This window comes from Streptomyces sp. AC627_RSS907 (assembly GCF_019049165.1).
The window spans coordinates 12,965-38,599 of record NZ_JAGMUE010000053.1 but is presented as its reverse complement, the minus strand read 5'-3'; the positions used below and the strand labels follow the sequence as shown (position 1 = coordinate 38,599).

Sequence of the window (25,635 nt, the reverse complement as noted above, 5' to 3'; positions counted from 1 at the left end):
GGGGTGGGACTGGCCTGGATCGGCGGGATGATCTACACGATCGCCGGGTGGGCGGGATAGGGCGGGGCGTCAGCGGGGCGCGATCACCCGGAAGGGGGTCCCTCGCCGCCCGCAGGCGTTGGGTCGGCCCGTCGCCCGTCGCCCGTCGCCCGTCGCCCGTCGCCCGTCGCCCGTCGCCCGTCGTTCGTCGTTCGTTGCCCGTCGACCGTCGCCGTCGACCTGACCGGCGGCGGGCTGCTCAAGACACACCGGACAACCCAAGTCACCCCAAGACATCCCAAGACACTCAGGACGCCCCTGGCACCGTCCGTCGGCCGTCCCGTCGGCCCTCCACGGGCCCCACAGCGCGCGCCGTCACCGGTGGCCGGGGCTAGCGTGAGGAGAGCCGAGCCCGACGACGAGCCCGCCCCCAAGGACTGAGCGCTTGCTCGCCGGGTCTTGTGCCGAGTGGAGCACGTTCTTAGCATCACGGGTGTTACATCAGTTGTGTCACAGAGCTGGGGGCTCGATGACAGAGGCGAAGACGCCGGGTGACGGCCCGCTCCGCGGCGTGCGCGTGGTCGAACTGGCCGGCATCGGCCCCGGCCCCTTCGCCGCCATGCTCCTCGCCGACCTGGGAGCCGACGTCGTCCGGGTCGACCGCCCCACCGGTCCCGGACTCGCGCTCGATCCCGCCCACGACGTCACCAACCGCAACAAGCGCTCGGTGATCGTCGACCTCAAGTCACCCGACGGACCCGACCGGGTCCTGGACCTCGCCGCACGCGCCGACGTCCTGATCGAGGGGTACCGCCCCGGCGTCGCCGAACGCCTCGGCGTCGGCCCCGCCCCCTGCCACGCCCGCAACCCCCGCCTGGTCTACGGCCGCATGACCGGCTGGGGCCAGGACGGCCCGCTGGCCCGGCACGCCGGACACGACATCGGGTACATCGCGCTCACCGGCACCCTCGGCATGATCGGCGCCCCCGACGGACCGCCGGCCGTCCCGGCCAACCTGCTCGGCGACTACGCGGGCGGCTCCCTCTACCTGGTCGTCGGCGTCCTCGCCGCCCTGCACCACGCGCGTGCGACCGGCACCGGCCAGGTCGTGGACGCCGCCATCGTCGACGGCGCCGCCCACCTCTCCGCGATGATCCACGGCATGCTCGCGGCCGGCGGCTGGCAGGACCGACGCGGCGCCAACCTCCTCGACGGCGGCTGCCCGTTCTACGGCACCTACGAGACCGCCGACGGCCGGCACATGGCGGTCGGCGCCCTGGAACCGCAGTTCTACGCCGAGTTCACCAAGCTCCTCGGCATCGCGGACCAGGCACCCGCCCGCGACGACACGGCCCGCTGGGGCGAGCTGCGCGAGGCGATCGCCGCCCGCTTCAAGGCCCGTACCCGGGACGAGTGGACGGCCGTCTTCGAGGGCTCCGACGCCTGTGTGGCGCCCGTCCTGTCGCTCCGCGAGGCCCCGCACCACCCGCACCTCGCCGCCCGCGGCACCTTCACCGACCACGGCGGCATCACCCAGCCGGCCCCCGCGCCCCGTTTCTCCGCGACGCCCACCACCGTCCGCACCGGACCCGCCCGGCCGGGCGCCGACCGCGAGGCCGTGGCCCGCGACTGGGACCTGCCCGAGCCCCCGGCCGATGCCCCGAAACCCCCAGTGGACAACCCTCAGTGAAAGGCCTGCCAGTGACCACCGAAGCGTACGTGTACGACGCGATCCGCACCCCGCGCGGACGCGGCAAGGCGAACGGCGCCCTGCACGGCACGAAGCCCGTCGACCTGGTCGTCGGCCTCATCCACGAGATCCGCGCCCGCTTCCCGGGCCTCGACCCGGCCGCCGTCGACGACATCGTGCTCGGCGTCGTCGGCCCCGTCGGTGACCAGGGCTCCGACATCGCCCGCATCGCCGCCATCGCCGCGGGTCTGCCGGACACCGTGGCGGGCGTCCAGGAGAACCGCTTCTGTGCCTCCGGTCTGGAGGCCGTCAACCTGGCCGCCGCCAAGGTGCGCTCCGGGTGGGAGGACCTGGTCCTCGCGGGCGGCGTCGAGTCCATGTCCCGGGTGCCGATGGCCTCGGACGGCGGCGCCTGGTTCAACGACCCGATGACCAACCTCGCCACCAACTTCGTCCCCCAGGGCATCGGCGCCGACCTGATCGCCACCATCGAGGGCTTCTCGCGCCGTGACGTCGACGAGTACGCGGCCCTCTCCCAGGAGCGCGCGGCCACCGCCTGGAAGGAGAACCGCTTCGAGCGCTCCGTCGTGCCCGTGAAGGACCGTGCCGGCCTCACCGTCCTCGACCACGACGAGCACCTGCGCCCCGGCACCACCGCCGACTCCCTCGCGAAGCTCAAGCCCTCCTTCGCCGACATCGGCGAACTCGGCGGCTTCGACGCCGTGGCCCTGCAGAAGTACCACTGGGTCGAGAAGATCGACCACGTCCACCACGCGGGCAACTCCTCCGGCATCGTGGACGGCGCCTCCCTGGTCGCCATCGGCTCCAAGGAGGTCGGCGACCGCCACGGCCTCACCCCGCGCGCCCGGATCGTCTCCGCGGCCGTCTCCGGATCCGAGCCCACCATCATGCTCACCGGCCCCGCCCCGGCCACCCGCAAGGCCCTCGCCAAAGCCGGGCTGACCATCGACGACATCGACCTCGTCGAGATCAACGAGGCGTTCGCGGCGGTCGTCCTGCGCTTCGTCAAGGACATGGGCCTGTCCCTGGACAAGGTCAACGTCAACGGCGGCGCCATCGCGCTGGGCCACCCCCTCGGCGCCACCGGAGCGATGATCCTCGGCACGCTCGTCGACGAGCTGGAGCGCCAGGACAAGCGCTACGGCCTCGCCACCCTGTGCGTGGGCGGCGGCATGGGCATCGCCACGATCGTCGAGCGCGTCTGACATTCCCCGCGGAAGCGGGCCCGAGCCTTCTGACTTCTACGGAGACCCCGTCATGACCGAGAGCACCACCATCCGCTGGGAACAGGACGACACCGGCGTCGTCACCCTCGTCCTCGACGACCCCGACCAGTCCGCGAACACGATGAACCAGGCGTTCCGCGAGTCCCTGGCGGTGATCACCGACCGCCTGGAGGCCGAGAAGGACTCGATCCGCGGCATCGTCGTCACCTCCGCCAAGAAGACCTTCTTCGCCGGCGGCGACCTGCGCGACCTGATCCGCGTCACCCCCGAGACCGCCCAGGACCTCTTCGACGGCGGCATGGCGATCAAACGGAACCTGCGCCGCATCGAGACCCTCGGCAAGCCGGTCGTCGCCGCGATGAACGGCGCCGCCCTCGGCGGCGGCTACGAGATCGCCCTCGCCTGCCACCACCGCGTCGCCCTGGACGCCCCCGGCTCCAAGATCGGCTGCCCCGAGGTCACCCTCGGCCTGCTCCCCGGAGGCGGCGGCGTCGTCCGCACCGTCCGGATGCTCGGCATCACCGACGCCCTGCTGAAGGTCCTCCTCCAGGGCACCCAGTACAACCCGCGCCGCGCCCTGGAGAACGGCCTGGTCGACGAGGTCGCCGAGACCCGCGAGGACATGCTCGCCAAGGCCCGCGCCTTCATCGACGCCCACCCCGAGTCCGCGCAGCCCTGGGACAGGCCCGGCCACCGCATCCCCGGCGGCACCCCCGCCCACCCCAAGTTCGCGGCCAACCTGCCCGCCTTCCCCGCCAACCTGCGCAAGCAGACGAACGGCGCCCCCTACCCGGCGCCGCGGGCCATCATGGCCGCCGCCGTCGAGGGGTCCCAGGTCGACTTCGAGACCGCCCAGGTCATCGAGGCCCGCTACTTCGTGGAGCTGGCCGCGGGGCAGACCGCCAAGAACATGATCCAGGCGTTCTTCTTCGACCTCCAGGCCGTCAACTCCGGCGCCAACCGCCCGCAGGGCATCGAGCCCCGCCAGGTCCGCAGGGTCGCCGTCCTCGGCGCCGGCATGATGGGCGCCGGCATCGCCTACTCGTGCGCCCGCGCGGGCATCGACGTCGTCCTGAAGGACGTCTCCCTGGAGGCGGCCGTCAAGGGCAAGGGGTACTCCGAGAAGCTGTGCGCCAAGGCCGTCGCCAAGGGCCGTACGACCCGGGAGAAGGCCGACGCGCTGCTCGCCCGGATCACGCCCACCGCCGAGGCCGCCGACCTCGCCGGCTGCGACGCGGTCATCGAGGCCGTCTTCGAGGACACCTCCCTGAAGCACAAGGTCTTCCAGGAGATCCAGAACGTCGTCGCCCCCGACGCGCTGCTCTGCTCCAACACCTCCACGCTCCCCATCACGGCGCTGGCCGAGGGCGTCGAACGGCAGGCCGACTTCATCGGGCTGCACTTCTTCTCACCCGTCGACAGGATGCCGCTCGTCGAGATCATCAAGGGCGAGCGGACGGGTGACGAGGCGCTGGCCCGCGCCTTCGACCTGGTGCGGCAGATCAGCAAGACGCCGATCGTCGTCAACGACTCGCGCGGCTTCTTCACCTCCCGGGTCATCGGCCACTTCATCAACGAGGGCGTGGCGATGGTCGGCGAGGGCGTCGAGCCCGCCTCCGTGGAGCAGGCCGCCGCACAGGCCGGCTACCCGGCCAAGGTGCTCTCCCTGATGGACGAGCTGACGCTCACCCTGCCGCGCAAGATCCGGGCCGAGACCAGGCGGGCCGTGGAGGAGGCGGGCGGCACGTGGACCGCGCACCCCGCCGAGGCCGTCATCGACCGCATGGTGGACGAGTTCGAGCGCCCCGGCCGCAGCGGGGGCGCCGGGTTCTACGACTACGGGGACGACGGCAGGCGGACCCGCCTCTGGCCCGGCCTGCGGGAACACTTCACCAAGCCCGGGTACGAGATCCCGTTCCGGGACATGCAGGAGCGGATGCTCTTCTCCGAGGCGCTGGACACCGTCCGGCTGCTGGAGGAAGGCGTGCTGACCTCCGTCGCCGACGCCAACATCGGCTCCGTCCTCGGCATCGGCTTCCCCGGCTGGACCGGCGGCGTCCTCCAGTACATCAACGGCTACGAGGGAGGCCTGCCCGGCTTCGTCGCCCGTGCCCGCGAACTCGCCGGCCGCTACGGCGAGCGCTTCACGCCGCCCGCGCTGCTGGTGGAGAAGGCGGACAAGGGGGAGGTCTTCACCGACGGCCGCTGAGCCGCCGGATCACTCACCGGCCTCCCCGTCCATCCACACCCGCAGCTCCTCCCGCAGCGACCGCTGGAAGGTGGTCAGCAGCGCCTGCACCACGAGGGGGTGCATGTGGGCGGACAGGGACCGCACGTCCCGCGCGTCACGTTCGGCGACCGCGTCGCGCAGCAGCCGCGACAGGTCCCGGGCGGCCGCGCGGGAGTGCTCCAGGAGAGCCGTACGGGCGGCGAGGACCGTGTCGGGGGACAGGGGGACGTCGAGCAGTCCGACGCCGAGGCGGAGCAGCCCGGTGTCGACGCGGTAGGCGTCCTCCGCGTCCCCGTCCCGGGTGACGATGTCCATCGCCGCCAGCCGCTCGACCTCCTCGTCGGTGAGCGGGCGGCCCGCCCGCCGGCCCAGCTCCTCCCGGGTGACCCTCTCCACCGCCTCCGGCGCCCAGGAGGCCACCACCGCGCGGTGCAGCGCGAGGCCGTGGGCGTTCAGGTCCGGCGGCAACTGCCCCAGGTACCGCTCGATCGCGGCCAGCGTCATGCCCTGGTGCTGCAACTCCTCGATCAGCGCCAGCCGGGCCAGGTGCTCCCCGCCGTAGCGGCCCACCCGGCGCGGGCCGATCGCCGGCGGCGGCAGCAGGCCCCTGGTGCCGTAGAAGCGGACCGTGCGCACCGTGACGCCGGCCCGCGCGGCCAGCTCGTCGATCGTGAGGGTCGGCTCCTCGGTGTCGGTCGTCGTCATGTGCAGCAGTATCGCTGTCCCACCAATGCTGTGACACCTGCTCTGACACCTCTTGTGCATCACGTGGAGACGGCCGAGGGATCCTGTGAGAAGTCACGCTCTGTGACATGAGCCACCGCGTAGGAACGCTGTGTCGTGGGAAGGTGCTGCCTTGGCTTGTGCCGCGAAGGGTGGTGCGGGCCTAGTCACTGTACGGACGACCCGGGCGCACCCTGCCCGGGCGCACCAGAGAGTGGAACCACCCGTGAGCAAGGACGCCGTCGACACGGCACAGGTCGCCGCCCACCCCCAGGCGACCGGGACCATCCCCGCGGACGCGGGCGACGCCGGTTACAGCAAGGACCTCAAGGCCCGCCACGTCAACATGATCGCGATCGGCGGGGCGATCGGCACCGGCCTCTTCCTCGGTGCCGGCGGGCGCCTGCGCGACGCGGGCCCGGCGCTCGCGATCGCCTACCTCGTCTGCGGCGTCTTCGCCTTCTTCGTCGTCAGGGCGCTCGGCGAGCTGGTGCTCTACCGGCCCTCCTCCGGGTCCTTCGTGTCGTACGCGCGCGAGTTCCTCGGGGAGAAGGGCGCCTACGTCGCCGGCTGGATGTACTTCCTGAACTGGTCGACGACCGGAATCGCCGACATCACCGCGATCGCGCTGTACACGCACTACTGGAGCATGTTCACGAGCATCCCGCAGTGGGTGCTCGCCCTGATCGCCCTCGCGGTGGTCCTGGCCGTGAACCTGATCTCGGTCAAGATATTCGGCGAGATGGAGTTCTGGTTCGCGATCGTCAAGGTCGCCACCCTGGTCGGCTTCATGCTGATCGGCATCTTCCTGCTGGCGACCCAGCACGACGTGGGCGGCCACACGCCGGGCCTGAGCATGATCATCGACCACGGCGGCGTGCTCCCGCACGGCGTGCTGCCCGTCGTCCTCGTGATGCAGGGCGTGATCTTCGCGTACGCCGCGCTGGAGCTGGTGGGCGTCGCCGCCGGCGAGACCGCCGAGCCGGAGAAGGTCGTCCCCCGCGCGGTGAACTCGATCATGTGGCGCGTCGCCCTGTTCTACGTCGGCTCGGTCGTCCTGCTCGCCCTGCTGCTGCCGAGCTCGCTCTACTCCGGTGACCAGAGCCCGTTCGTCACCGTCCTGTCCAAGATCGGCGTCCCGGCGGCCGGTGACGTGATGAACCTCGTGGTCCTGACGGCCGCGATGTCGTCCCTGAACTCCGGTCTCTACTCCACCGGCCGCATCCTGCGCTCCATGGCGATGGCGGGCTCCGCGCCCAGGTTCACCCGGGTGATGAGCCGCAGCCAGGTCCCCTACGGCGGCATCCTGCTGACCTGCGGCATCTGCGTCCTCGGCGTGGGCCTGAACTACCTGGTGCCGAGCCAGGCCTTCGAGATCGTGCTGAACGTCGCCTCCCTGGGCATCATCAGCACCTGGGTGATCATCATGATCTGCCACCTGATCTTCGTCCGCCGGGCGCGCGCGGGCCTGGTCGCCCGGCCGCACTTCCGCCTGCCCGGCAGCCCGGTCACGGAGATCGCCACGATCGCCTTCCTGCTGGCCTGTCTCGGCATGATGTGGAACGACCCCGAGGTCGGCCGCAAGACCCTGCTGCTGGTCCCGGTGATCGCGCTCCTGCTGGTCGCCGGCTGGTTCGGCGTCCGCCGCCGCGTGGCGCAGAACGCCGAGCAGGAGCTGTCCGGGCTGACGAAGGAGTAGCGGCCCGGGACCACTGTCAGTGGTGACCCGTACGGTGGCGTCATGTCGGAGATCAGGTATGTCCGGGGTGACGCCACCGTTCCGCCGGTCAAGGGCGTCAAGGTGATCGCCCACGTCTGCAACGACATCGGCGGCTGGGGCAAGGGCTTCGTGCTGGCCCTGTCGCGCCGCTGGCCGGAGCCGGAGGCGGCCTACCGCGCCTGGCACCGCGACCGCGCGTCGAACGACTTCGGGCTGGGCGCGGTCCAGTTCGTCCGGGTCGAGCCGTACGTCTGGGTGGCCAACATGATCGGCCAGCGCGGCATCAGAACCGGCAGCAAGGGCGCTCCCGTCCGCTACGAGGCGATCGACAGGGCGCTGGGCCGCCTCGCCGACAGGGCGACCGAGCTGAACGCGTCCGTGCACATGCCCCGCATAGGCTGCGGCCTGGCCGGCGGCAAGTGGTCCCGCGTCGAGCCCCTCGTCACCGAGCGCCTGGCGCGGCGAGGCGTCCCCGTGACGGTCTACGACCACGGGGACGCCGCCTGACCTGCCGGTCAGTGCTTGTGCTCGTGCTCGTGCACGTTGTTCGTCGCGGCGATCTTCCGCCACGACCGGGGCCGCACCGGAGTGTCCGACGCCTTGGCGAGGGACGCCGCGCGCGCCGCCGGAGCGTCCGGCTTCGACGGCTGGAACAGCCAGGTGTCGAACAGCGCGCCCAGCGGCCTGCCGGACACCTCCTCGGCGTAGCGCCGGAAGTCGGCGACGGACGCGTTGCCGTGGGCGTACCGCTGCGGCCAGCCCTTCAGGACCTCGAAGAAGGCCTCGTCGCCGATCTCGTTGCGCAGGGCCTGGACCGCCAGCGCGCCCCGGTCGTAGACCGCGATGTGGAACTGGTTCTCCGGGCCGGGGTCACCGGGCCGCACCGTCCAGAACGGGTCGTCGGCCGGGTGCGAGGCGTACACGTAGTCGGCCAGCTCCTGCGCCGTGCCCTCGCCCTCGTGCTCGGACCACAGCCACTGGGCGTACCGGGCGAAGCCCTCGTTGATCCAGATGTCCTTCCAGTCGCGCACCGACACCAGGTCGCCGTACCACTGGTGGGCCAGCTCGTGGACGACGACGGAGACGTTCGAGCCGTTCGCGAACTGCCGCGGGCTGTAGAACGGCCGGGTCTGCGTCTCCAGCGCGTACCCGGTGTCCGTGTTCGGCACGTAACCGCCGAGCGCGTTGTAGGGGTAGGGCCCGAAGTACCCGGTCAGCCAGTCGGCGACCTCGCCGGTCCGCTCCACGCTGGCCCGCGCCGCGCCGTCGTGCGCGCCGAGGTCCTTGCTGTAGGCGTTGACGACCGGGATGCCGCTCTCGGTCGTACCGGTGGTGAGGTCGAACCTCCCGACCGCCAGCGTGGCGAGGTAGGTGGCCTGCGGCTTGTCGGACCGCCAGTTGAACCGGGTCCAGCCGAGCCGCGAGCTCGCCGACTGGAGCGTGCCGTTGGAGATGGCCTGGGTGCCGTCCGGAACCTGGACCGACACGTCGTAGGTGGCCTTGTCGAGCGGGTGGTCGTTGCTGGGGAACCACCACCAGGCGGCCTCGGGCTCGTTCGCGGCGACGCCGCCGTCCGGGGTGCGGTGCCAGCTGGTGAAGCCGTACGCCTCCTCGGAGGACGGCACGCCGCTGTAGCGCACCACGACGGTGACGGGCGTGCCCTTGCGCAGCGGGCTCTTCGGAGTGATCTCCAGCTCGTGCTCGCCGGAGGTCGTGAACGACGCCCGGGCGCCGTTCACCCGCACCTCGCCGACGTCCAGCAGGAAGTCCAGGTTGAACCGCGACAGGTCCTGGGTGGTGCGGGCCAGGATCGTCGCCGTCCCCTCCAGCCGGTCCGTGGCCGGCTGGTACTTCAGCCGCAGGTCGTAGTGGGAGACGTCGTAGCCGCCGTTGCCGTAGGCCGGGTAGTAGGGGTCGCCGATGCCCGGAGCGCCGGGGGAGTGGGCCGCCGCCGACGCCGGGATCGCCAGCATGAGGCAGGCGGCGCCCAGCGCGCCCGGCACGATGATTCTGCGGTGCACGAAAGCTCCAAGTCGTAGGGGCACGAGGTCTGTTCGAAGCCTATGCGGCCCCGGTGCGCACAGTCATGTCCACGGCCACTCGTGTCACACGATCGCCATTCGGCCGTCATGACACACCCGCGCCCTCTTCTGCACGGCAATTGACCGATGTACCGTCCCGCGCATGCCGACACGCATGCGCCCCACGATCTGGAGACCGCTCGCGACGGCGGCCACGGCCGCTCTCATGGCGACCCTCCTCACGCCCGTCGCGACGGCCCGCCCCGCGCCGCGCCAGAGCGAACCCGTCCACTCCTACGAAGACGCCGTCCGCGAGGCCGTCTGGGTGGACACCGGGTACGACGGGAACGGCGACGGCGAGGACGACCGCGTCGCCGTCGACATCGTCCGGCCCCGCGAACCCGCACGGCAGGGCCGGAAGATCCCCGTCATCATGGACGCCAGCCCGTACTACTCCTGCTGCGGGCGCGGCAACGAGAGCCAGAAGAAGACGTACGACGCGGACGGCGACGTCGATCAGATGCCGCTGTACTACGACAACTACTTCGTGCCGCGCGGCTACGCCTTCGTCGGCGTCGACCTGGCCGGCACCAACCGCTCCGACGGCTGCGTCGACGTGGGCGGACGCTCCGACGTCCAGTCCGCGAAGGCCGTCGTCGACTGGCTGAACGGCCGTGCGAAGGCGTACACCACCCGCACCGGCACCGAGCGTGCCGAGGCGAGCTGGACCAACGGCAGGACCGGCATGATCGGCAAGAGCTGGGACGGCACCATCGCGGGCGGCGTCGCCGCCACCGGCGTGGAGGGCCTGGAGACCATCGTCCCGATCGCCGCCATCTCCTCCTGGTACGACTACTACTTCAGCCAGGGCGCCCCGCTCTACGGCTCGGGCCCCGACTGGCTCTCCGACTACGTCAACAGCCCCGAGGCCCGCGCCACGTGCGACGCCGTGCAGCAGAAGCTCGTCGACGGCGCCCCGCGCACCGGCGACTGGACGAAGCTGTGGACCGAGCGCGACTACGTCAAGGCCGCGAGCAAGGTGAAGGCGAGCGTCTTCCTCGTCCACGGCATGCAGGACCTCAACGTCCGCATGCAGCACGTCGGCCCGTGGTGGAACGCCCTCGCGAAGCACGGCGTCGACCGCAAGATCTGGCTCTCCCAGACCGGCCACGTCGACCCCTTCGACTTCCGCCGCACCGAGTGGGTCGAGACCCTGCACCGCTGGTTCGACCACGAACTCCTCGGTTACGACAACGGCATCGACCGCGAGCCCATGGCCGACATCGAACGCCGGCCCGACCAGTGGGAGACGTCCGAGAGCTGGCCGCCGCGTGGCACGGCCACCGCGACCCTGCGCCCCGGCGAGGGCGACCGGCCGGGCGTCGGCACCCTCGGCCTGCGCCGGGGTCACGGCACCGAGACCCTCACCGACGACCCGGCGCTGGGCGAGACCGACTGGGCCGCGCACATCGACAGGCCGACACCGGAGAAGGCCGGTTTCGTCACCGGCCCGCTCACCCGCGACCTGCGCCTGTCCGGCGCCACCGAGGTCACCGTCACCGCGCGCTCCAGCACACCGACGGCCCACCTCTCCGCCGTGCTCGTCGACCTCGGCCCCGACACCATTCGCGACTACGCGGCCCCGGGCGAGGGCATCACCACCCTCACGAACCGCACCTGCTGGGGCCCGAGCACCCCCGGTGACAGCTCCTGCTACAAGGAGACGGCGGCGAAGACCGCCGACGTGGACCACACGGTCGTCAGCCGGGGGTGGGCCGACCTCGGCAACCACGCGTCCAAGTGGCAGGGCCGCCCGCTCACCCCGGGCAAGGCGTACACCCTCACCCTGGACCTGGGGGCCACCGACCACGTCGTCCCGGCCGGCCACCGGCTCGCGCTCGTCGTCGCGGGCACCGACAAGGACCTCATCGACCCGCCCTCCGACACGCCGACACTCACCGTGGACCTCTCCCGCACCTCGGCACGCGTACCGTTCGTCGGCGGCACCGCCGCGTTCGCCGAGGCCACCGCCGGTACGGCGACCGTCGCTCCCGCCCCCGCGCCGCTCGACGGCGTGTCCGCGCCGCACACGGCTCACCGCGTACCGGAGGGAGCCCGATGAACCCGCCGCGCGCCCCGTACCCGGAGGCCGCGGAGGCACGCGCTCCACACGGGGTCCCGGTGCGCCGGACGGGGGAAGCCGCCCGTGTACCGCCCCTCCTGGACCAGCGCGCGGCGTGCCACCCGACGGAGGGAACCCCCGACACCCGTCGTTGAGCAGGCGTGTTCTGCGTCACACGTGGTAAGGGCTTGGCGGAGAACTCTTTCCGGCCTCACCGACTTGAAAGGTGCCGCCTGTGACGCAGGACCGACCGAGCGACGAGGAACACCACGAGAGAGGCACGCTGCCGGGATCGGAAGCGGGCCTGCCCGGACAGGAGACCGAGCCCCGGACCGACCGCGTCGTCTTCGGCGTCACGGCCGTACTGACCGTCGCCTTCGTCGTCTGGGGCGCGGCCGCCACCGACTCGCTGGAGGACGCCTCCAGCAGCATGCTCGGCGGCCTGATGCACAACGGCGGCTGGGCGTTCATGCTGGCCGCCTCCGGATTCGTCGTCTTCGCCCTCTGGCTCGCGGCCAGCCGCTACGGCCGCATCCACCTCGGTGCCGAGGGCGAGGAACCCGAGTTCCGCACGGTGTCCTGGGTCGCCATGATGTTCAGCGCGGGCATGGGCATCGGCCTGATGTTCTACGGCGTCAGCGAGCCACTGGCCCACTACACGACGGCCCCGCCGGGAACCACCCCGGCCGACTCCGGCGAACGCATGGAGACGGCCATGGCCACCACCCTCTTCCACTGGACGCTCCACCCGTGGGCGATCTACGCGGTGGTCGGCCTCGGCATCGCCTACAGCACCTTCCGCAGGCGCCGCCGGCAGACCATCAGCGCCGTGTTCACCCCGCTCATCGGCGAGAAGAACGCGAGCGGCGTCGGTGGCCGGGTCATCGACATACTGGCGATCATCGCGACGGTCTTCGGCTCCGCGGCCTCCCTCGGCCTCGGCGCGCTCCAGATCGGCTCCGGCATGCGGGAGCTGGACTGGATGGAGAAGGCCGGCACCGGGCTGCTGGTCGGCATCATCGCGGTCCTCACCGTGGCCTTCGTGGCCTCCGCGATCTCCGGCGTCGAGAAGGGCATCCAGTGGCTGTCCAACACCAACATGGTGCTGGCCCTGGTCCTCTCCCTGTTCGTGTTCGTCGCGGGTCCGACCATCATCGTCCTCGACCTGCTGCCCACCTCGGTCTTCGCCTACCTCGGCGAGCTGCCCCGGCTGGCCGGCCGCACCGAGGCCAGCGGCGGCGAGGGCGTCGCGGACTGGCTGGGCAGCTGGACCGTCTTCTACTGGGCGTGGTGGATCTCCTGGACGCCCTTCGTCGGCATGTTCATCGCCCGCATCAGCCGGGGCCGGACCATCCGCCAGTTCATCGGCGGGGTCATCCTCGTCCCCAGTACGGTCAGCCTGGTCTGGTTCGCGGTCTTCGGCGGCTCGGCCATGAAGCTCCAGGAGCAGGGGCGGCTGGGCGAGGAGTCGACCCCCGAGGGGCAGCTCTTCGCCGTGCTGCAGGAGTTCCCCGTCGCCACCGCCACCAGCCTGCTGGTGATGATCCTCGTCGGCATCTTCTTCGTCTCGGGCGCCGACGCCGCCTCCATCGTGATGGGCACCCTCTCGCAGAAGGGCGCGCTGGAACCCAGCCGCTGGGTGGTGGTCTTCTGGGGCGTGGTGACCGGCGCGGTCGCCGCCGTCATGCTCCTGGTCGGCAGCGGCCAGGGCGACGCGCTGACCGGTCTGCAGAACCTCACGATCCTCGCGGCGGCACCGTTCGTCGTCGTGATGATCCTCATGTGCGTCGCCCTCATGCGCGACCTGCGCCGCGACCCGCTCATCGTGCGCGGCGAGATGGCCTCGGAGGCCGTCGGCCTGGCCGTCATCGAGGGACACAGGCGCTACGAGGGCGAGTTCGAGATCCGCATCGGACCGGGCGCGGGGACGGAAGTGGAGGGCGACCCGATCGGCAAGCACGACTGATCCGACGCCGGACGCCGGGACCGGCCCGGCGGAACGGAGCCGGGCGGCGGGGTCCGGCGGGAGGCCGGCCGACGTGCGGGGCCGAACTCCCGCGACACCGTGCGCAGACCGGTCCCGCCGCGGGAATACTCACCGCATGGCTGCCGAGTACGCGACCTTCGGCCTGGCACCGGCGACGCGGGCCGGGGGTGTCCTTCCCGACGGTGACTACCGGGTCCACCGCGACTTCGTGGACTTCGTCGTGGACGGACGCCCCCTGCTGTTCCGCCTCGCGGACCTGGACGCCGTCTCCCCGCTCGCCTCCGACGTACCGCCGGCCATCTTCACCGAGCAGGTCCGCAGCCTGCTCCTGGAGACCGAGGCGCCCCTGCCCGGCGGCCGGTACGTCATCTACGGCTGTCCCGAGTGCGAGGACCTGGCCTGCGGCGCCGTGACCGCCGTGATCCGGCGGGACGGCGAGGACTTCGTCTGGCGGGACTTCGCCTGGCAGACCGGCGAGCACGCCGACCTCGCCCTCAACGGCTACCACGGCATCGGCCCGTTCCGCTTCCCCGGTGCCGAGTACCGCGCGGCGCTGGCGGCCCTGCTCGACGGCTCCGCGCACACCCGCCGCCGGGTCCTGCTCATCGGCGACCGCGTCGCCCTGCCCCCCAGACTCGCCGCCGCCCTGCGCACCATCGGGATCGGCGCCGACATCACCCGCGACGCCGGCGACGTGCCGGCCGAGGAACTACGGGCCTACGGAGCCGTCGCCTTCGGCCGCACGGTCACCGAGGAGGAGCGGACCGCCGTACGCCGCGCCTTCGCCGACGCCGGGGCCGACGTGGCCCACGTCGACGCTCTCGCCCCGATCGTCCCGCTGCTCGTCGCCCAGATCGAACACGCCCTGGACCCCGGTCCGCCCGAACGGCGCCGGCTGACCCGGCTGACCGCGGACGACGCCGCCGCGGACGTCGAGGTCACCTCGCCCTGCCGGGTACGGCTCACCGTGTACCGCCTCGACCGTCTCCGCCGCACCCGCACCCTCGAGGTCTTCGACGGCGTGCTCGAACCGGGCGGCCACCGCATCGCCCTGGACGCGCGGACGGTGAAGGGGGACTCCTTCGTGGTGGCGCGGGCCCCGGGGAGCGTGCTGGTGGCCGCGGTGACGCACGGAGAAACCGGCTGATCGGGCAGCCGGCACCCTCTAGGATCGACGGTCTGATGACTGCCACCCTCGTCGCCAAGAACCTCGCCGCCGGCCACGGAGACCGCTCCCTGTTCACCGGGCTCGACCTCGTCGTCGCCCCCGGCGACGTGATCGGACTCGTCGGAGCCAACGGCGCGGGGAAGTCCACGCTCCTGCGGATGCTCGCCGGACTGACCACGCCGGAACAGGGCGATCTGCGCCTCTCCCCGCCGACCGCCACCGTCGGCCACCTCCCGCAGGAACCGGAGCGCAGGCCCGGCGAGACCGTCCGGGCGTTCCTGGCCCGCCGTACCGGCGTCAGTGAGGCCCAGCGGGCCATGGACGAGGCCACCCAGGCACTGGTCGACGGCGCTCCCGGAGCCGACGACGCCTACGCGACCGCTCTGGAGCGCTGGCTCGCCCTCGGCGGCGCGGACCTCGACGAACGCGCGGCGGAGACCGCGGACGCCCTGGGCCTGACGGTCGACCTGGACCAGCCGATGACGTCCCTGTCCGGGGGCCAGGCGGCGCGCGCGGGGCTCGCCTCCCTCCTCCTGTCCCGCTACGACGTCTTCCTGCTCGACGAGCCGACCAACGACCTCGACCTGGACGGCCTCGAACGCCTCGAACGCTTCGTGACCGGTCTGCGCGCCGGTACCGTCGTCGTCAGCCACGACCGCGAGTTCCTCACCCGCACCGTCACCAAGGTCCTCGAACTCGACCTCGCCCAGCGGCAGATCAACCTCTACGGCGGCGGTTACGCGGCCTACCTGGAGGAGCGCGAGGTGGCGCGCCGGCACGCCCGCGACGAGTACGAGGAGTACGCCGACAAGCGGGCGGCCCTCCAGGACCGGGCGCAGACGCAGCGCGCCTGGATGGACAAGGGCGTCAAGAACGCCCGGCGCAAGGCGGGCAACGACAACGACAAGATCGGCCGCAAGTTCCGCAGCGAGGCCAGCGAGAAGCAGGCCGCCAAGGCCCGCCAGACCCAGCGCATGATCGAACGCCTGGAGGTCGTCGAGGAACCGCGCAAGGAGTGGGACCTGCGCATGGAGATCGCCTCGGCACCCCGTTCGGGCGCCGTGGTCGCCACCCTGCGCGACGCCGAGGTCCGACGCGGAGACTTCGTCCTCGGCCCGGTCTCCCTGCAGATCGACTGGGCGGACCGGGTCGCGGTGACCGGGGCCAACGGCGCGGGGAAGTCCACGCTGCTCGGCGCCCTCCTGGGCCGGGTCCCGCTCGACGCCGGACACGCCGCGCTCGGCTCCGGCGTCCTGCTCGGTGAGGTCGACCAGGCCCGCGAGCTGTTCTACGGCCCCGAGGTCCTGCTGGACGCCTTCCGCGCCGCCGTCCCGGACACGGAGCCGGCGGAGATCCGCACCCTCCTGGCCAAGTTCGGCCTCAAGGCGGACCACGTGACCCGCCCGGCGTCGACCCTCTCCCCGGGCGAACGCACCAGGGCCGCCCTGGCCCTCCTCCAGGGCACCGGCGTCAACCTCCTGGTGCTGGACGAGCCCACCAACCACCTGGACCTGCCGGCCATCGAGCAACTCGAATCGGCCCTGGAGAGCTACGAGGGCACACTGCTCCTGATCACCCACGACCGCAGGATGCTGGACGCGGTACGAGTGACCCGCCGCCTGGAGGTGGCGGACGGCAAGGTGACGGAGCGGTAGACCGGGGGCGGCCCGCCGGGCCGCGCACCACCCCCGGATACGGCGCGCTACGCCAGCCCGGCCCGCCGCAACGCGTCCGCCATCGCCCCGTTGGACGGGGCGGGGGCCTGCGAGGACCGGCCCTTGCCGCCACCGCCGGAGGCCGGCCGCTGCTGCCGCTGCCTGGGCGGCTTCCCGCCACGCTCCCGCTTCTGCTCGCCCTGCGGAGCGGCCTCGTCGTCCAGCCGCAAGGTCAGCGAGATCCGCTTCCGCGGGATGTCGACCTCCAGCACCTTCACCTTCACGATGTCCCCGGGCTTGACCACGTCCCGCGGATCCTTCACGAACGTCTTCGACATCGCCGACACGTGCACCAGCCCGTCCTGGTGCACCCCGACGTCCACGAACGCCCCGAACGCCGCGACGTTGGTCACGACACCCTCCAGGACCATCCCCGACGCCAGGTCCGCGATCTTCTCCACGCCCTCCTTGAAGGTGGCCGTCCTGAAGGCGGGCCGCGGGTCGCGCCCCGGCTTCTCCAGCTCCTTCAGGATGTCCGTGACGGTCGGCAGGCCGAACGTCTCGTCCACGAAGTCCGTCGGCCGCAGCGACCGCAGCACCGACGTGTTGCCGACCAGCGACGCCACCTCCTGGCCGGTGGTCTTCACCATCCGGCGCACCACCGGATACGCCTCGGGGTGCACGCTGGACGCGTCCAGCGGGTCGGTGCCGCCCCGGATCCGCAGGAAGCCCGCGCACTGCTCGTACGCCTTGGGCCCGAGCCGCGACACCTTCTTCAGCTCCGTCCGCGACCTGAACGGCCCGTTGGCGTCCCGGTGCGCCACGATGTTCTCGGCCAGCCCGGAGGTGATGCCGGAGACGCGGGCGAGCAGCGGGGCCGACGCCGTGTTCACGTCCACGCCCACGCCGTTCACGCAGTCCTCGACCACCGCGTCCAGGGAGCGCGAGAGCTTCACCTCGGACAGGTCGTGCTGGTACTGGCCGACGCCGATCGACTTCGGGTCGATCTTCACCAGCTCGGCCAGCGGGTCCTGGAGCCGCCGGGCGATCGACACCGCGCCGCGCAGCGAGACGTCCATGTCCGGCAACTCCTGGGAGGCGAAGGCGGAGGCCGAGTACACGGAGGCGCCCGCCTCGGACACCATCACCTTGGTGAGCTTCAACTCCGGGTGCTTGGCGATGAGTTCACCGGCGAGCTTGTCGGTCTCGCGGGACGCCGTGCCGTTGCCGATGGCGATCAGCTCGACCGCGTGCTCCTTCGCCAGCCGCGCCAGCCTGGCGATCGCCTCGTCCCAGCGGTTGGCCGGGACGTGCGGGTGGATCACGTCGGTGGCCACGACCTTGCCGGTGGCGTCGACCACGGCGACCTTCACACCCGTGCGGAAGCCCGGGTCGAGACCGAGTGTCGCGCGCGTACCGGCGGGGGCGGCCAGCAGCAGGTCGCGCAGGTTCGCGGCGAAGACGTTCACCGCCTCGTCCTCGGCGGCCGTGCGCAGCCGCAGCCTGAGGTCGATGCCGAGGTGCACCAGGATGCGGGTGCGCCAGGCCCAGCGGACCGTGTCCGTCAGCCACTTGTCCGCGGGCCGACCGCGGTCGGCGATCCCGAACCGGCCGGCGACGATCCCCTCGTAGGAGGACGGCCCGTCGGTGGCCTCCTCCGGTTCCAGGACGAGGTCGAGCACGTCCTCCTTCTCGCCGCGCAGCATCGCGAGGATCCGGTGCGAGGGCAGCTCGGTGAACGGCTCGGTGAAGTCGAAGTAGTCGGCGAACTTGGCGCCGGCCTCCTCCTTGCCCTCCTTCACCTTGGCGGCGAGCCGTCCGCGCACCCACATCCGCTCACGCAGCTCACCGATCAGGTCGGCGTCCTCCGCGAACTTCTCGGTGAGGATCGACCGCGCCCCGTCCAGCGCCGCCTGCGGATCCGCCACGCCCTTGCCGGCGTCGACGAACGCGGCCGCCGCGGCGACGGGGTCCACCGACGGGTCGGCGAGCAGGCCCTCGGCCAGCGGCTCCAGACCCGCCTCGCGGGCGATCTGCGCCTTCGTACGCCGCTTGGGCTTGTAGGGCAGGTAGATGTCCTCCAGGCGCGCCTTGGTCTGGGCCGCGCGAATGCGCCCTTCGAGCTCCTCGGTGAGCTTGCCCTGCTCGCGCACCGCGTCGAGGACGGCCGAACGCCGGTCCTCCAGCTCCCGCAGATAGCGCAGCCGCTCCTCGAGCGTGCGCAGCTGCGCGTCGTCGAGCATCTCGGTCGCTTCCTTGCGGTAGCGGGCGATGAAGGGCACCGTCGAGCCGCCGTCGAGCAGCTCCACGGCGGCCTTCACCTGCCGCTCCCGTACGCCGAGCTCCTCGGCGATCCTGCTTTCGATGGACCCTGCTTCAATGGACCCGCTGGACCCGGGTGTCGTCACGATCCCGTACCGCCTTCTCACTGGGGTTGCGCGGCAATTGTGGCAGGTGGCGACGGCAATCGGGGATCAGGGCGCGGGGCGTGCCGGTCGGAACCGGGCGGAGTCCGGCCCGTGGGGCGGTTCCCGCGGGCCGGACCCCGCCGCTCAGACCCGGCGGCTGCGGGTGGAGGACGAGGCCCCGCCGAAGAGCCGGGCCAGGGCCCGGAAGGGAAGCGTCACCACGGTGGCGACGGCGCCACCGATCTGGCGCAGCACGTCTGCGATGGCACGGAACACGAACAGCCCCTTTCCGAACGGCTCCCGGCCCCTTCGGCCGGGAGTCGTACGGGTACCTCGTCATCGGCCGGACATGCCCGGCCGCGTGCCCGGACCGCCGCTCAGCCCTTGCCGAAGAGGTCCGCCGGGAAGGCGCCCGCGCCGAGTGCCGTACGCGCGAAGGCCGTTGAGAGCTCCGTCAGGCGGGCCACGCCCTGAGTCCCCAGGTGCGCGTAGGGGGCCGCGTCGAGCCGGTCCGTCTCCCGTTCGACCTCGTCGCGCAGTGCGGCGCCCCGCTCGGTCAGTGCGCCGGCGTCGTCGAGCAGCCCGCGGTCGCGGAGCCGGTCCGTCGCCGCGTCCCACTCCTCCCGCGTCCAGCCCCGGGTGCTGAGCACCCACTTCGGCGCGATGCCCCTGCCGGTCGCCGTGTGCGTCACCAGCGCCTCCAGGCCGTCGAGGTCCGCGGCCATGAGCACGGCGAGGTGGCCGTCCCCCCGGTGCTCGCGCAGCAGGGTCGCCGCGTGCCAGAACGCCAGATGCGCCTCCTCGGGCACGGGCAGGTCCGCGTGGGCCGAGTACAGCGGGCGCGCGCCGCGCGAGCAGCCCTCGGCGGCCCGCAGGGCCAGGCCCGCCGCCTCCGACATCTCCGCGGACGTCAGGGCGTCCTCGCCCAGCAGGCGGCGCAGCGTCGCGTCGACGGCACGCGCGCGTGCCGCCAGTGCCTGCTGGGGCGTGACCGTCTCCCACACCGCGGGTACGTGCCGGGCGACGAGCTCGTGCTTGTAGTTGTAGAACGCCGCCGTCACCGCGCCGGCCCCGACCGGTCCGAGCGCGGCGGCACGCACCGCGAAATTGACGGCCCGGGGGTCGGTGACCCCGAGGGCGCCCAGTTCCCGGCCCAGGTCGGGCGAGAAGTAGTGCGTCGAGTGCAGCGAGTTGAGCGCGTTGTGGCAGCGGCGGGCGGCGCGCGCGTCGAGGGCGGCAGTTGTCATGCCGCGCAGGTTACCAACCGCTCAGTACGTCCTCCAGGCCTCTTCCGCGCGCGTGCCGCATGGCTGCATCTCCACGACCGCGCGCAGTCCGGACATGCGTCTTCCGCGCGTGCGTGCCGCATGGCAGGAAAGGTGGGGAGCCCGTCCTTGCGGCCACCGGCGGCCGGGCGAAGAATCGAGGCATGGCGCAGCGAACCGTGCTCGTCGTCCTCTTCGACGAGGTCCAGAGTCTCGATGTCACCGGCCCCGTGGAAGTCTTCGCGGGTGCCGAGCAGCACACGCCGGGCACCTACCGGATCCGTACGGCCTCGCTGGACGGCGCCCCCGTGCGCACGTCCAGCGGTCTGAGCGTCGTACCGGACGAGGCGCTCACCGACGCGGCCGACCCGGACACCCTGATCGTTCCCGGGGGCCGGGGCACCCGCGGACCCCACCCGCGCCTGACCGACTGGCTGCGCGGGCACGGACCGCGCGCCCGGCGTCTGGTGTCCGTGTGCACCGGGGCCGTCCTGCTCGCCCGGGCCGGTCTCCTGGACGGCCGCCGCGCCACCACCCACTGGGCGTACTGCGACCGGCTGGCCCGCGACCACCCGGCCGTGGACGTCGACCCCGAGCCGATCTACATCCGCGACGGACACGTCGCCACGTCCGCCGGGGTCACCTCCGGCATCGACCTCGCCCTCGCCCTCGTCGAGGAGGACCTGGGCCGGGACGCGGCCCTGACCGTCGCCCGCCACCTGGTGGTGTTCCTGCGCCGGCCCGGAAACCAGGCCCAGTTCAGCACCCAGCTCGCCGCCCAGACCGCGCGGCGCGAGCCCCTGCGGGAGCTCCAGCAGTGGATCAGCGAGCACCCCGGCGCCGACCTGGGCGTCGACGCCCTCGCCGCCCGCGTCCGTCTCTCACCGCGCCACTTCGCCCGCACCTTCCAGGCGGAGACCGGCACGACACCCGGCCGGTACGTCGACGGGGTCCGCCTCGAACACGCCCGCCGGCTGCTGGTGGACACCGGCGACGGCGTCGAGGAGATCTCCCGCGCCTGCGGTTACGGCACGCCCGAGGCCATGCGCCGCGCCTTCGTCAAGACCCTCGGAACCCCGCCGGCCGAGTACCGCCGCCGGTTCCGCCCCGCACCCGTCCACTGAGCGGGCCCTTCCCGCTCACCGACCCACCGAGAGGCAGCCCGTGCAGATCGCCATCGTCCTTTACGACCGCTTCACCGCCCTGGACGCCGTGGGCCCGTACGAGACCCTCGGCCGCCTGCCGGACGCGGAGACCGTCTTCGTGGCCGAGCGGACCGGCCCCGTGCGCACCGACACCGGCAACCTCGCGCTCACCGCCGACCGGACCCTGGCGGAGGTACCGAACCCGGACGTCGTCGTCGTCCCGGGCGGCCCCGGCCAGACGCCGCAGATGGAGAACGAGACCCTGCTGGAATGGCTGCGCACCGCCGACACCACCAGCACCTGGACCACCTCGGTGTGCACCGGCTCCCTGCTGCTCGCCGCCGCGGGGCTGCTGACGGGCCGCCGCGCCACCTCGCACTGGCTGGCCCTGGAGCACCTCGGTCGGTTCGGCGTCGAACCGACCGGGGAACGGGTGGTCACCGACGGCAAGTACGTCACCGCGGCCGGCGTCTCCTCCGGCATCGACATGGGCCTCACCCTGCTCGGCCGGATCGCCGGCGACGAGCACGCCCAGGCGGTCCAGCTGCTGACCGAGTACGACCCGCAGCCGCCCTACGACGCCGGGTCCCCGCAGAAGGCGCCGGCGCACCTCGTGGCGGAGTTCCGCGGCAAGAGCCGGTTCATCCTGTCGTAGACGCACGCGCCGGCGTGCTCCAGCCGAAGCGCGGCTGCCTGCGCTCCAGGAAGGCGGCGACCCCCTCCGCGGTGTCGCCGCTGCCCCGTGCCTGCGCGGCCCAGTACGCGTCCCGGTCCGTGCGCCCGTTCGCGAACTCCTTCGCCGCGGCCTGCGTCAGCTGCGAGCGCGACACCAGGACGCGGGTGAACTCCAGGACCCGCTCGCCGAGTCCGCCCTCGGGCAGCACCTCGTCGACCAGGCCCGTGCGCAGCGCCCGCTCGGCGCCGATCAACTCGCCGGAGAACAGCAGGTACTTCGCGGTGGCCGGCCCGGTCAGCGCCACCAGCCGCCGGGTCGCGGACGCCGGGTACACGACCCCCAGCTTGGCCGGGGTCACCCCGAACAGGGCCGACTCCTCCGCGAACCGCAGGTCACAAGCGGCCGCCAACTGGGCACCGCCGCCCACGCAGTGACCGCGGATCGCCGCCAGCGTCGGCTTGGGGAAGGCCGCGAGGGCCTCCTCGGCCGCGACGGCGAGCCGCTGCGCCTCCTCCGCGGAGCCCCGCAGCGTCGAGATGTCGGCCCCGGCGCAGAACGTCGCCCCCGCACCGGTGAGGACGAGCGCCCGCACCCCCGGATCGTCCGCCAGGGTGTCGAGCAGGTCCGGCAGCGCCCGCCACATCGCGGCCGTCATGGCGTTGCGTTTGGCGGGGTGGTGGACGACGACGGTGGCGACCGAGTCGGTGACCCGGTGCAGCAGCTGCGGCTCCATGGGCCGGATGCTATCCGCCGGCCCGTGGACCCGCGCAGACGGTACAAGCGGGGCAGGAACGGTCCCACAACTGACCGTGTCATACGCCAACGATCAGAACCGTTCGATAGGTGCAGACTTCTGCTCAGTTCTCCGATACGGAGCGTCGCGTACCGACACTCAGGGTGTGGTGACAATCGAGCCCGAGGGTGGCGACCGGACGATGGACGAGACCGGGCCCGCGCAGCCGCTGCCGTACGAAGGCGTCTGGCGGTTCACCGCCCCCGCCGTGGACGCGTCGGTCCCGCAGGCACGGCACGCGGTGCGGGACCTGCTGGTGCGCCAGGGCGTGCCGGTCTCCGACGACGTGACACAGGGCTTGCTGCTGATCGTCTCGGAGCTCGTCACGAACGCCGTCCGGCACGCGGCGGTGCTGTCGCCGACGCTCGCCGTGGAGGTCGCCGTCGGGCCCGAATGGGTGCGGGTGTCGGTGGAGGACAACCATCCCTACCGCCCGACCGCCCTGGAGACGGACCACGGCCGGACGGGCGGGCGCGGGCTGCTCCTGGTGCGTGAGATCACCCTGGAGGCGGGCGGGGCGTGCGACGTGGCCCACACGGCGAGCGGCGGCAAGGTGGTCTGGGTCGCCCTGCCGCTCAAACCCGCCCCGCGCTGACGCGGACCCGCTCGCCGCTCACCAGCCGGCGGACGGACCCGTCAGTTCGCGGACCGCGGGCCGGGCCGCGTCCAGCACCGTCATGAACCAGGCGGAGAAGGTGTCCTTCGCGTGCCGCTCGGTCAGCTCGGCAGGGGACACGAAGGCCGTCCGGGCCACTTCCTCCGGGTCGGGCCGCGGCGTCGCCTGCACCAGCCCCACGAACAGGTGGTTGTACTCCTGCTCGACCAGCCCGGAGGCCGGGTCCGGGTGGTTGTAGCGCACCGTGCCCGCCTCCGCGAGCAGCGACGGGGAGACGCCGAGCTCCTCGAACGTCCGCCGGGCCGCCGCCGCGAACGGCGCCTCACCCGGGTAGGGGTGGCCGCAGCAGGTGTTGGACCACACACCGGGGGAGTGGTACTTGCCGAGGGCCCGCTGCTGGAGCAGCAGCCGGCCCCGCTCGTCGAAGAGGAACACCGAGAAGGCGCGGTGCAGCCGCCCCGGCGGCTGGTGCGCGGAGAGCTTCTCCGCGGTGCCGATCGTCACGCCGTTCTCGTCGACCAGTTCCAGCAAAATCGCGTCTGCGGTGCCGTTCGACGAACTGTGCGTCGCGCTGGCAGGAGTGATCGGCATACCCATCCTTCACATCGGTCCTCGCGCCCCAAGTGTGCCGTACACATCCGGCGCCCTCGGCACTTCCCGGCGCGCCCGCATGTCCCGCACGGCGGCGAGGGCGGCGGTCGCCACCGGTCGGGCGCCGAGGAGGGGCCCGGTGGTTGATCGTTCCCGCCGTCGCCGACCCGGAACCGTCCGGGGCGTGACCGGCGGGAGCGCGGCGGGCAGACGGCGCGGACGAGTACGGGCGGCGGCATTCCGCGGCGCGTTCCCCTACGTGTGCGCCCCCGGCCGTGACCCGCCGGCGCCGCCGTGTCTCAGTGACACAGCCGCGCCTCGTGCTCCGCGTGGCCGCTGGGCTCCAGCTGGAAGGTGCAGTGCTCCACGTCGAAGTGGTCGCCGAGGCAGCCCTGCAGCTCGTGGAGCATCTTCTCGTGGCCGATCGCGCTCAGCGCCTCGCCGCTCACCACCACGTGCGCCGACAGCACCGGCATGCCGGAGGTGATCGTCCAGGCGTGCAGGTCGTGGACGTCCTCCACCCCGTCCAGCGCCAGTATGTGGGCGCGCACCTCGGCGATGTCCACACCCCTGGGCGCCGCCTCCAGCAGCACGTCCAGGGTCTCGCGCAGCAGCCGCCAGGTACGCGGCACGATCATCAGACCGATGACCAGCGACGCGAGGGGGTCGGCCGGCTGCCAGCCCGTGGCGAGGATCACCAGGGCCGAGACGATCACGGCCAGGGAGCCCAGCGCGTCCGCCGCCACTTCCAGGAAGGCGCCCCGGACGTTCAGGCTCTCCTTCTGGCCGCGCATCAGCAGCGTCAGCGACACCATGTTCGCCACCAGGCCGACCGCGCCGAAGACGACGGTCAGCCCGCCCGCGGTGCCGGCGGGTGTGATGAACCGCTCGACCGCCTCGTACAGGACGTACCCGCCGACCCCGAGCAGCAGGAGGCAGTTCGCCAGGGCCGCGAGGATCTCGGCGCGGGCGAAGCCGAAGGTGCGCCGGTCGCTCGGCGGCCGGTTCGCGAAGTGGACGGCCAGCAGCGCCATGCCGAGTCCCAGGGCGTCCGTCGCCATGTGCGCCGCGTCGGCGATCAGCGCGAGGGAGTCGGCGAGCACGCCGCCGACGATCTCGACGACCATGACGGTGAGGGTGATCGCCAGCGCCACCCGGAGCCTGCCCCGGTACGCGGCGGTCGCCGTACCCCCGGCGTGCGCCCCGTGCGCATGCCCGTGATCGTGCCCAGCCCCCATGCGAAGCCGCCTCCCTCTACGTGGCCGGTACCGGCGTCCGGGGCACAGTCAACTACGGGTGGGGGGTATCGGGCAACGCGGCACTGAACACCGTTGTCATCTGCTCTGACCTGCGGAAACGTTGCGCAGGTCAGCGCGCCGCGGACGTGCGCGGGTCCCGCCTCGGCCGTGTGGGTGACCGGGCCGCGCGAGAGGCGCCCTGACCGTCCGCGCACACGCGTCGACGCTCCGCGATGTCCGCGATGCCCGGGTCTGCGAGCGCGGTTTGTGGGGCGGGCCCCGGATCCACGATGATGATCGCGGCAAAGGCGGGTGCAAGCGGCGGGGACCGACCGTGAAACGGGCGGTGAACGCGGCGTTC

20 protein-coding genes are annotated in these 25,635 nt (G+C 72.4%); 12 read left to right on the top strand and 8 right to left on the bottom strand.

Features of this window, described 5'->3' with window-relative positions; genetic code table 11:
* Positions 1-508: 508 nt before the first annotated feature.
* The 3 genes from KUM32_RS14840 to KUM32_RS14830 are packed head-to-tail and all read left to right on the top strand — an operon-like array spanning position 509 to position 5,125.
* Positions 509-1,669 carry a CaiB/BaiF CoA-transferase family protein gene (locus KUM32_RS14840; RefSeq protein ID WP_217142339.1) on the top strand — a complete coding sequence of 387 codons (1,161 nt, stop codon included), beginning with the start codon at positions 509-511 and terminating at the stop codon, positions 1,667-1,669.
* An 11-nt stretch (positions 1,670-1,680) separates the two neighbouring features.
* The gene (locus KUM32_RS14835) at positions 1,681-2,895 is read left to right on the top strand and encodes an acetyl-CoA C-acetyltransferase (RefSeq protein WP_217142338.1); all 1,215 of its coding nucleotides are present in this window, start codon (positions 1,681-1,683) and stop codon (positions 2,893-2,895) included.
* A gap of 52 nt (positions 2,896-2,947) precedes the next feature.
* Positions 2,948-5,125 (top strand): 3-hydroxyacyl-CoA dehydrogenase NAD-binding domain-containing protein, encoded by a 2,178-nt coding sequence (locus KUM32_RS14830; protein ID WP_217142337.1) that lies wholly within the window; start codon positions 2,948-2,950, stop codon positions 5,123-5,125.
* 9 nt (positions 5,126-5,134) lie between these two features.
* On the opposite strand, the gene KUM32_RS14825 is transcribed toward KUM32_RS14830, so the two are convergent.
* Entirely contained in the window at positions 5,135-5,851 is a 717-nt protein-coding gene (locus KUM32_RS14825; protein WP_217142336.1) for a MerR family transcriptional regulator, read from the bottom strand.
* 244 nt (positions 5,852-6,095) lie between these two features.
* Here KUM32_RS14825 and KUM32_RS14820 point away from each other — a divergent pair, with 244 nt between their 5' ends.
* Positions 6,096-7,568: an amino acid permease gene (locus tag KUM32_RS14820; RefSeq protein WP_217142335.1), complete on the top strand. Its 1,473-nt coding sequence runs from the start codon at positions 6,096-6,098 to the stop codon at positions 7,566-7,568.
* Positions 7,569-7,610: 42 nt separating this feature from the next.
* Positions 7,611-8,096, top strand: coding sequence for a macro domain-containing protein (locus tag KUM32_RS14815; RefSeq protein ID WP_217142334.1), 486 nt, complete (start codon positions 7,611-7,613; stop codon positions 8,094-8,096).
* An 8-nt stretch (positions 8,097-8,104) separates the two neighbouring features.
* Here KUM32_RS14815 and KUM32_RS14810 read toward each other — a convergent pair whose 3' ends face one another.
* Positions 8,105-9,610 (bottom strand): M1 family metallopeptidase, encoded by a 1,506-nt coding sequence (locus KUM32_RS14810; RefSeq protein WP_217142333.1) that lies wholly within the window; start codon positions 9,608-9,610, stop codon positions 8,105-8,107.
* A gap of 163 nt (positions 9,611-9,773) precedes the next feature.
* Here KUM32_RS14810 and KUM32_RS14805 point away from each other — a divergent pair, with 163 nt between their 5' ends.
* The 4 genes from KUM32_RS14805 (at position 9,774) to KUM32_RS14790 (ending at position 16,542) form a co-directional block, all read left to right on the top strand.
* Positions 9,774-11,732 carry a Xaa-Pro dipeptidyl-peptidase gene (locus KUM32_RS14805; RefSeq protein WP_217142332.1) on the top strand — a complete coding sequence of 653 codons (1,959 nt, stop codon included), beginning with the start codon at positions 9,774-9,776 and terminating at the stop codon, positions 11,730-11,732.
* Positions 11,733-11,967: 235 nt separating this feature from the next.
* The gene (locus tag KUM32_RS14800) at positions 11,968-13,698 is read left to right on the top strand and encodes a BCCT family transporter (protein WP_217142331.1); all 1,731 of its coding nucleotides are present in this window, start codon (positions 11,968-11,970) and stop codon (positions 13,696-13,698) included.
* Between the two features lie 136 nt (positions 13,699-13,834).
* Entirely contained in the window at positions 13,835-14,866 is a 1,032-nt protein-coding gene (locus tag KUM32_RS14795; protein WP_217142330.1) for an oxidoreductase, read from the top strand.
* A gap of 35 nt (positions 14,867-14,901) precedes the next feature.
* Positions 14,902-16,542: an ABC-F family ATP-binding cassette domain-containing protein gene (locus KUM32_RS14790; protein ID WP_217142329.1), complete on the top strand. Its 1,641-nt coding sequence runs from the start codon at positions 14,902-14,904 to the stop codon at positions 16,540-16,542.
* Between the two features lie 47 nt (positions 16,543-16,589).
* On the opposite strand, the gene KUM32_RS14785 is transcribed toward KUM32_RS14790, so the two are convergent.
* From KUM32_RS14785 to KUM32_RS14780, 3 genes are all read right to left on the bottom strand, one after another.
* Positions 16,590-18,950, bottom strand: coding sequence for a Tex family protein (locus KUM32_RS14785; protein ID WP_217142328.1), 2,361 nt, complete (start codon positions 18,948-18,950; stop codon positions 16,590-16,592).
* A 144-nt stretch (positions 18,951-19,094) separates the two neighbouring features.
* Positions 19,095-19,226 (bottom strand): LPFR motif small protein, encoded by a 132-nt coding sequence (locus tag KUM32_RS43470; protein WP_308408657.1) that lies wholly within the window; start codon positions 19,224-19,226, stop codon positions 19,095-19,097.
* Positions 19,227-19,327: 101 nt separating this feature from the next.
* Positions 19,328-20,197, bottom strand: a complete 870-nt coding sequence (locus KUM32_RS14780) for a hypothetical protein (RefSeq protein WP_217142327.1) — start codon at positions 20,195-20,197, stop codon at positions 19,328-19,330.
* A 182-nt stretch (positions 20,198-20,379) separates the two neighbouring features.
* On the opposite strand from KUM32_RS14780, the gene KUM32_RS14775 reads away from it, so the two are divergent.
* Both KUM32_RS14775 and KUM32_RS14770 read left to right on the top strand, forming a co-directional pair.
* Positions 20,380-21,339 carry a GlxA family transcriptional regulator gene (locus KUM32_RS14775; RefSeq protein WP_217142326.1) on the top strand — a complete coding sequence of 320 codons (960 nt, stop codon included), beginning with the start codon at positions 20,380-20,382 and terminating at the stop codon, positions 21,337-21,339.
* A gap of 40 nt (positions 21,340-21,379) precedes the next feature.
* The gene (locus tag KUM32_RS14770) at positions 21,380-22,015 is read left to right on the top strand and encodes a DJ-1/PfpI family protein (RefSeq protein WP_217142325.1); all 636 of its coding nucleotides are present in this window, start codon (positions 21,380-21,382) and stop codon (positions 22,013-22,015) included.
* On the opposite strand, the gene KUM32_RS14765 is transcribed toward KUM32_RS14770, so the two are convergent.
* The gene (locus KUM32_RS14765; RefSeq protein WP_217142324.1) at positions 22,002-22,769 is read right to left on the bottom strand and encodes an enoyl-CoA hydratase/isomerase family protein; all 768 of its coding nucleotides are present in this window, start codon (positions 22,767-22,769) and stop codon (positions 22,002-22,004) included. The two genes, KUM32_RS14770 and KUM32_RS14765, sit on opposite strands and share 14 nt — an antisense overlap.
* A gap of 202 nt (positions 22,770-22,971) precedes the next feature.
* On the opposite strand from KUM32_RS14765, the gene KUM32_RS14760 reads away from it, so the two are divergent.
* Positions 22,972-23,424, top strand: coding sequence for an ATP-binding protein (locus KUM32_RS14760; protein WP_217142393.1), 453 nt, complete (start codon positions 22,972-22,974; stop codon positions 23,422-23,424).
* A gap of 18 nt (positions 23,425-23,442) precedes the next feature.
* Here the strand turns inward: KUM32_RS14760 and idi are convergent, their stop codons facing one another.
* Both idi and KUM32_RS14750 read right to left on the bottom strand, forming a co-directional pair.
* Positions 23,443-24,036, bottom strand: a complete 594-nt coding sequence (gene idi / locus KUM32_RS14755) for an isopentenyl-diphosphate Delta-isomerase (protein ID WP_217142323.1) — start codon at positions 24,034-24,036, stop codon at positions 23,443-23,445.
* A 299-nt stretch (positions 24,037-24,335) separates the two neighbouring features.
* Positions 24,336-25,274, bottom strand: a complete 939-nt coding sequence (locus tag KUM32_RS14750) for a cation diffusion facilitator family transporter (protein WP_217142322.1) — start codon at positions 25,272-25,274, stop codon at positions 24,336-24,338.
* Positions 25,275-25,635: the final 361 nt, after the last annotated feature.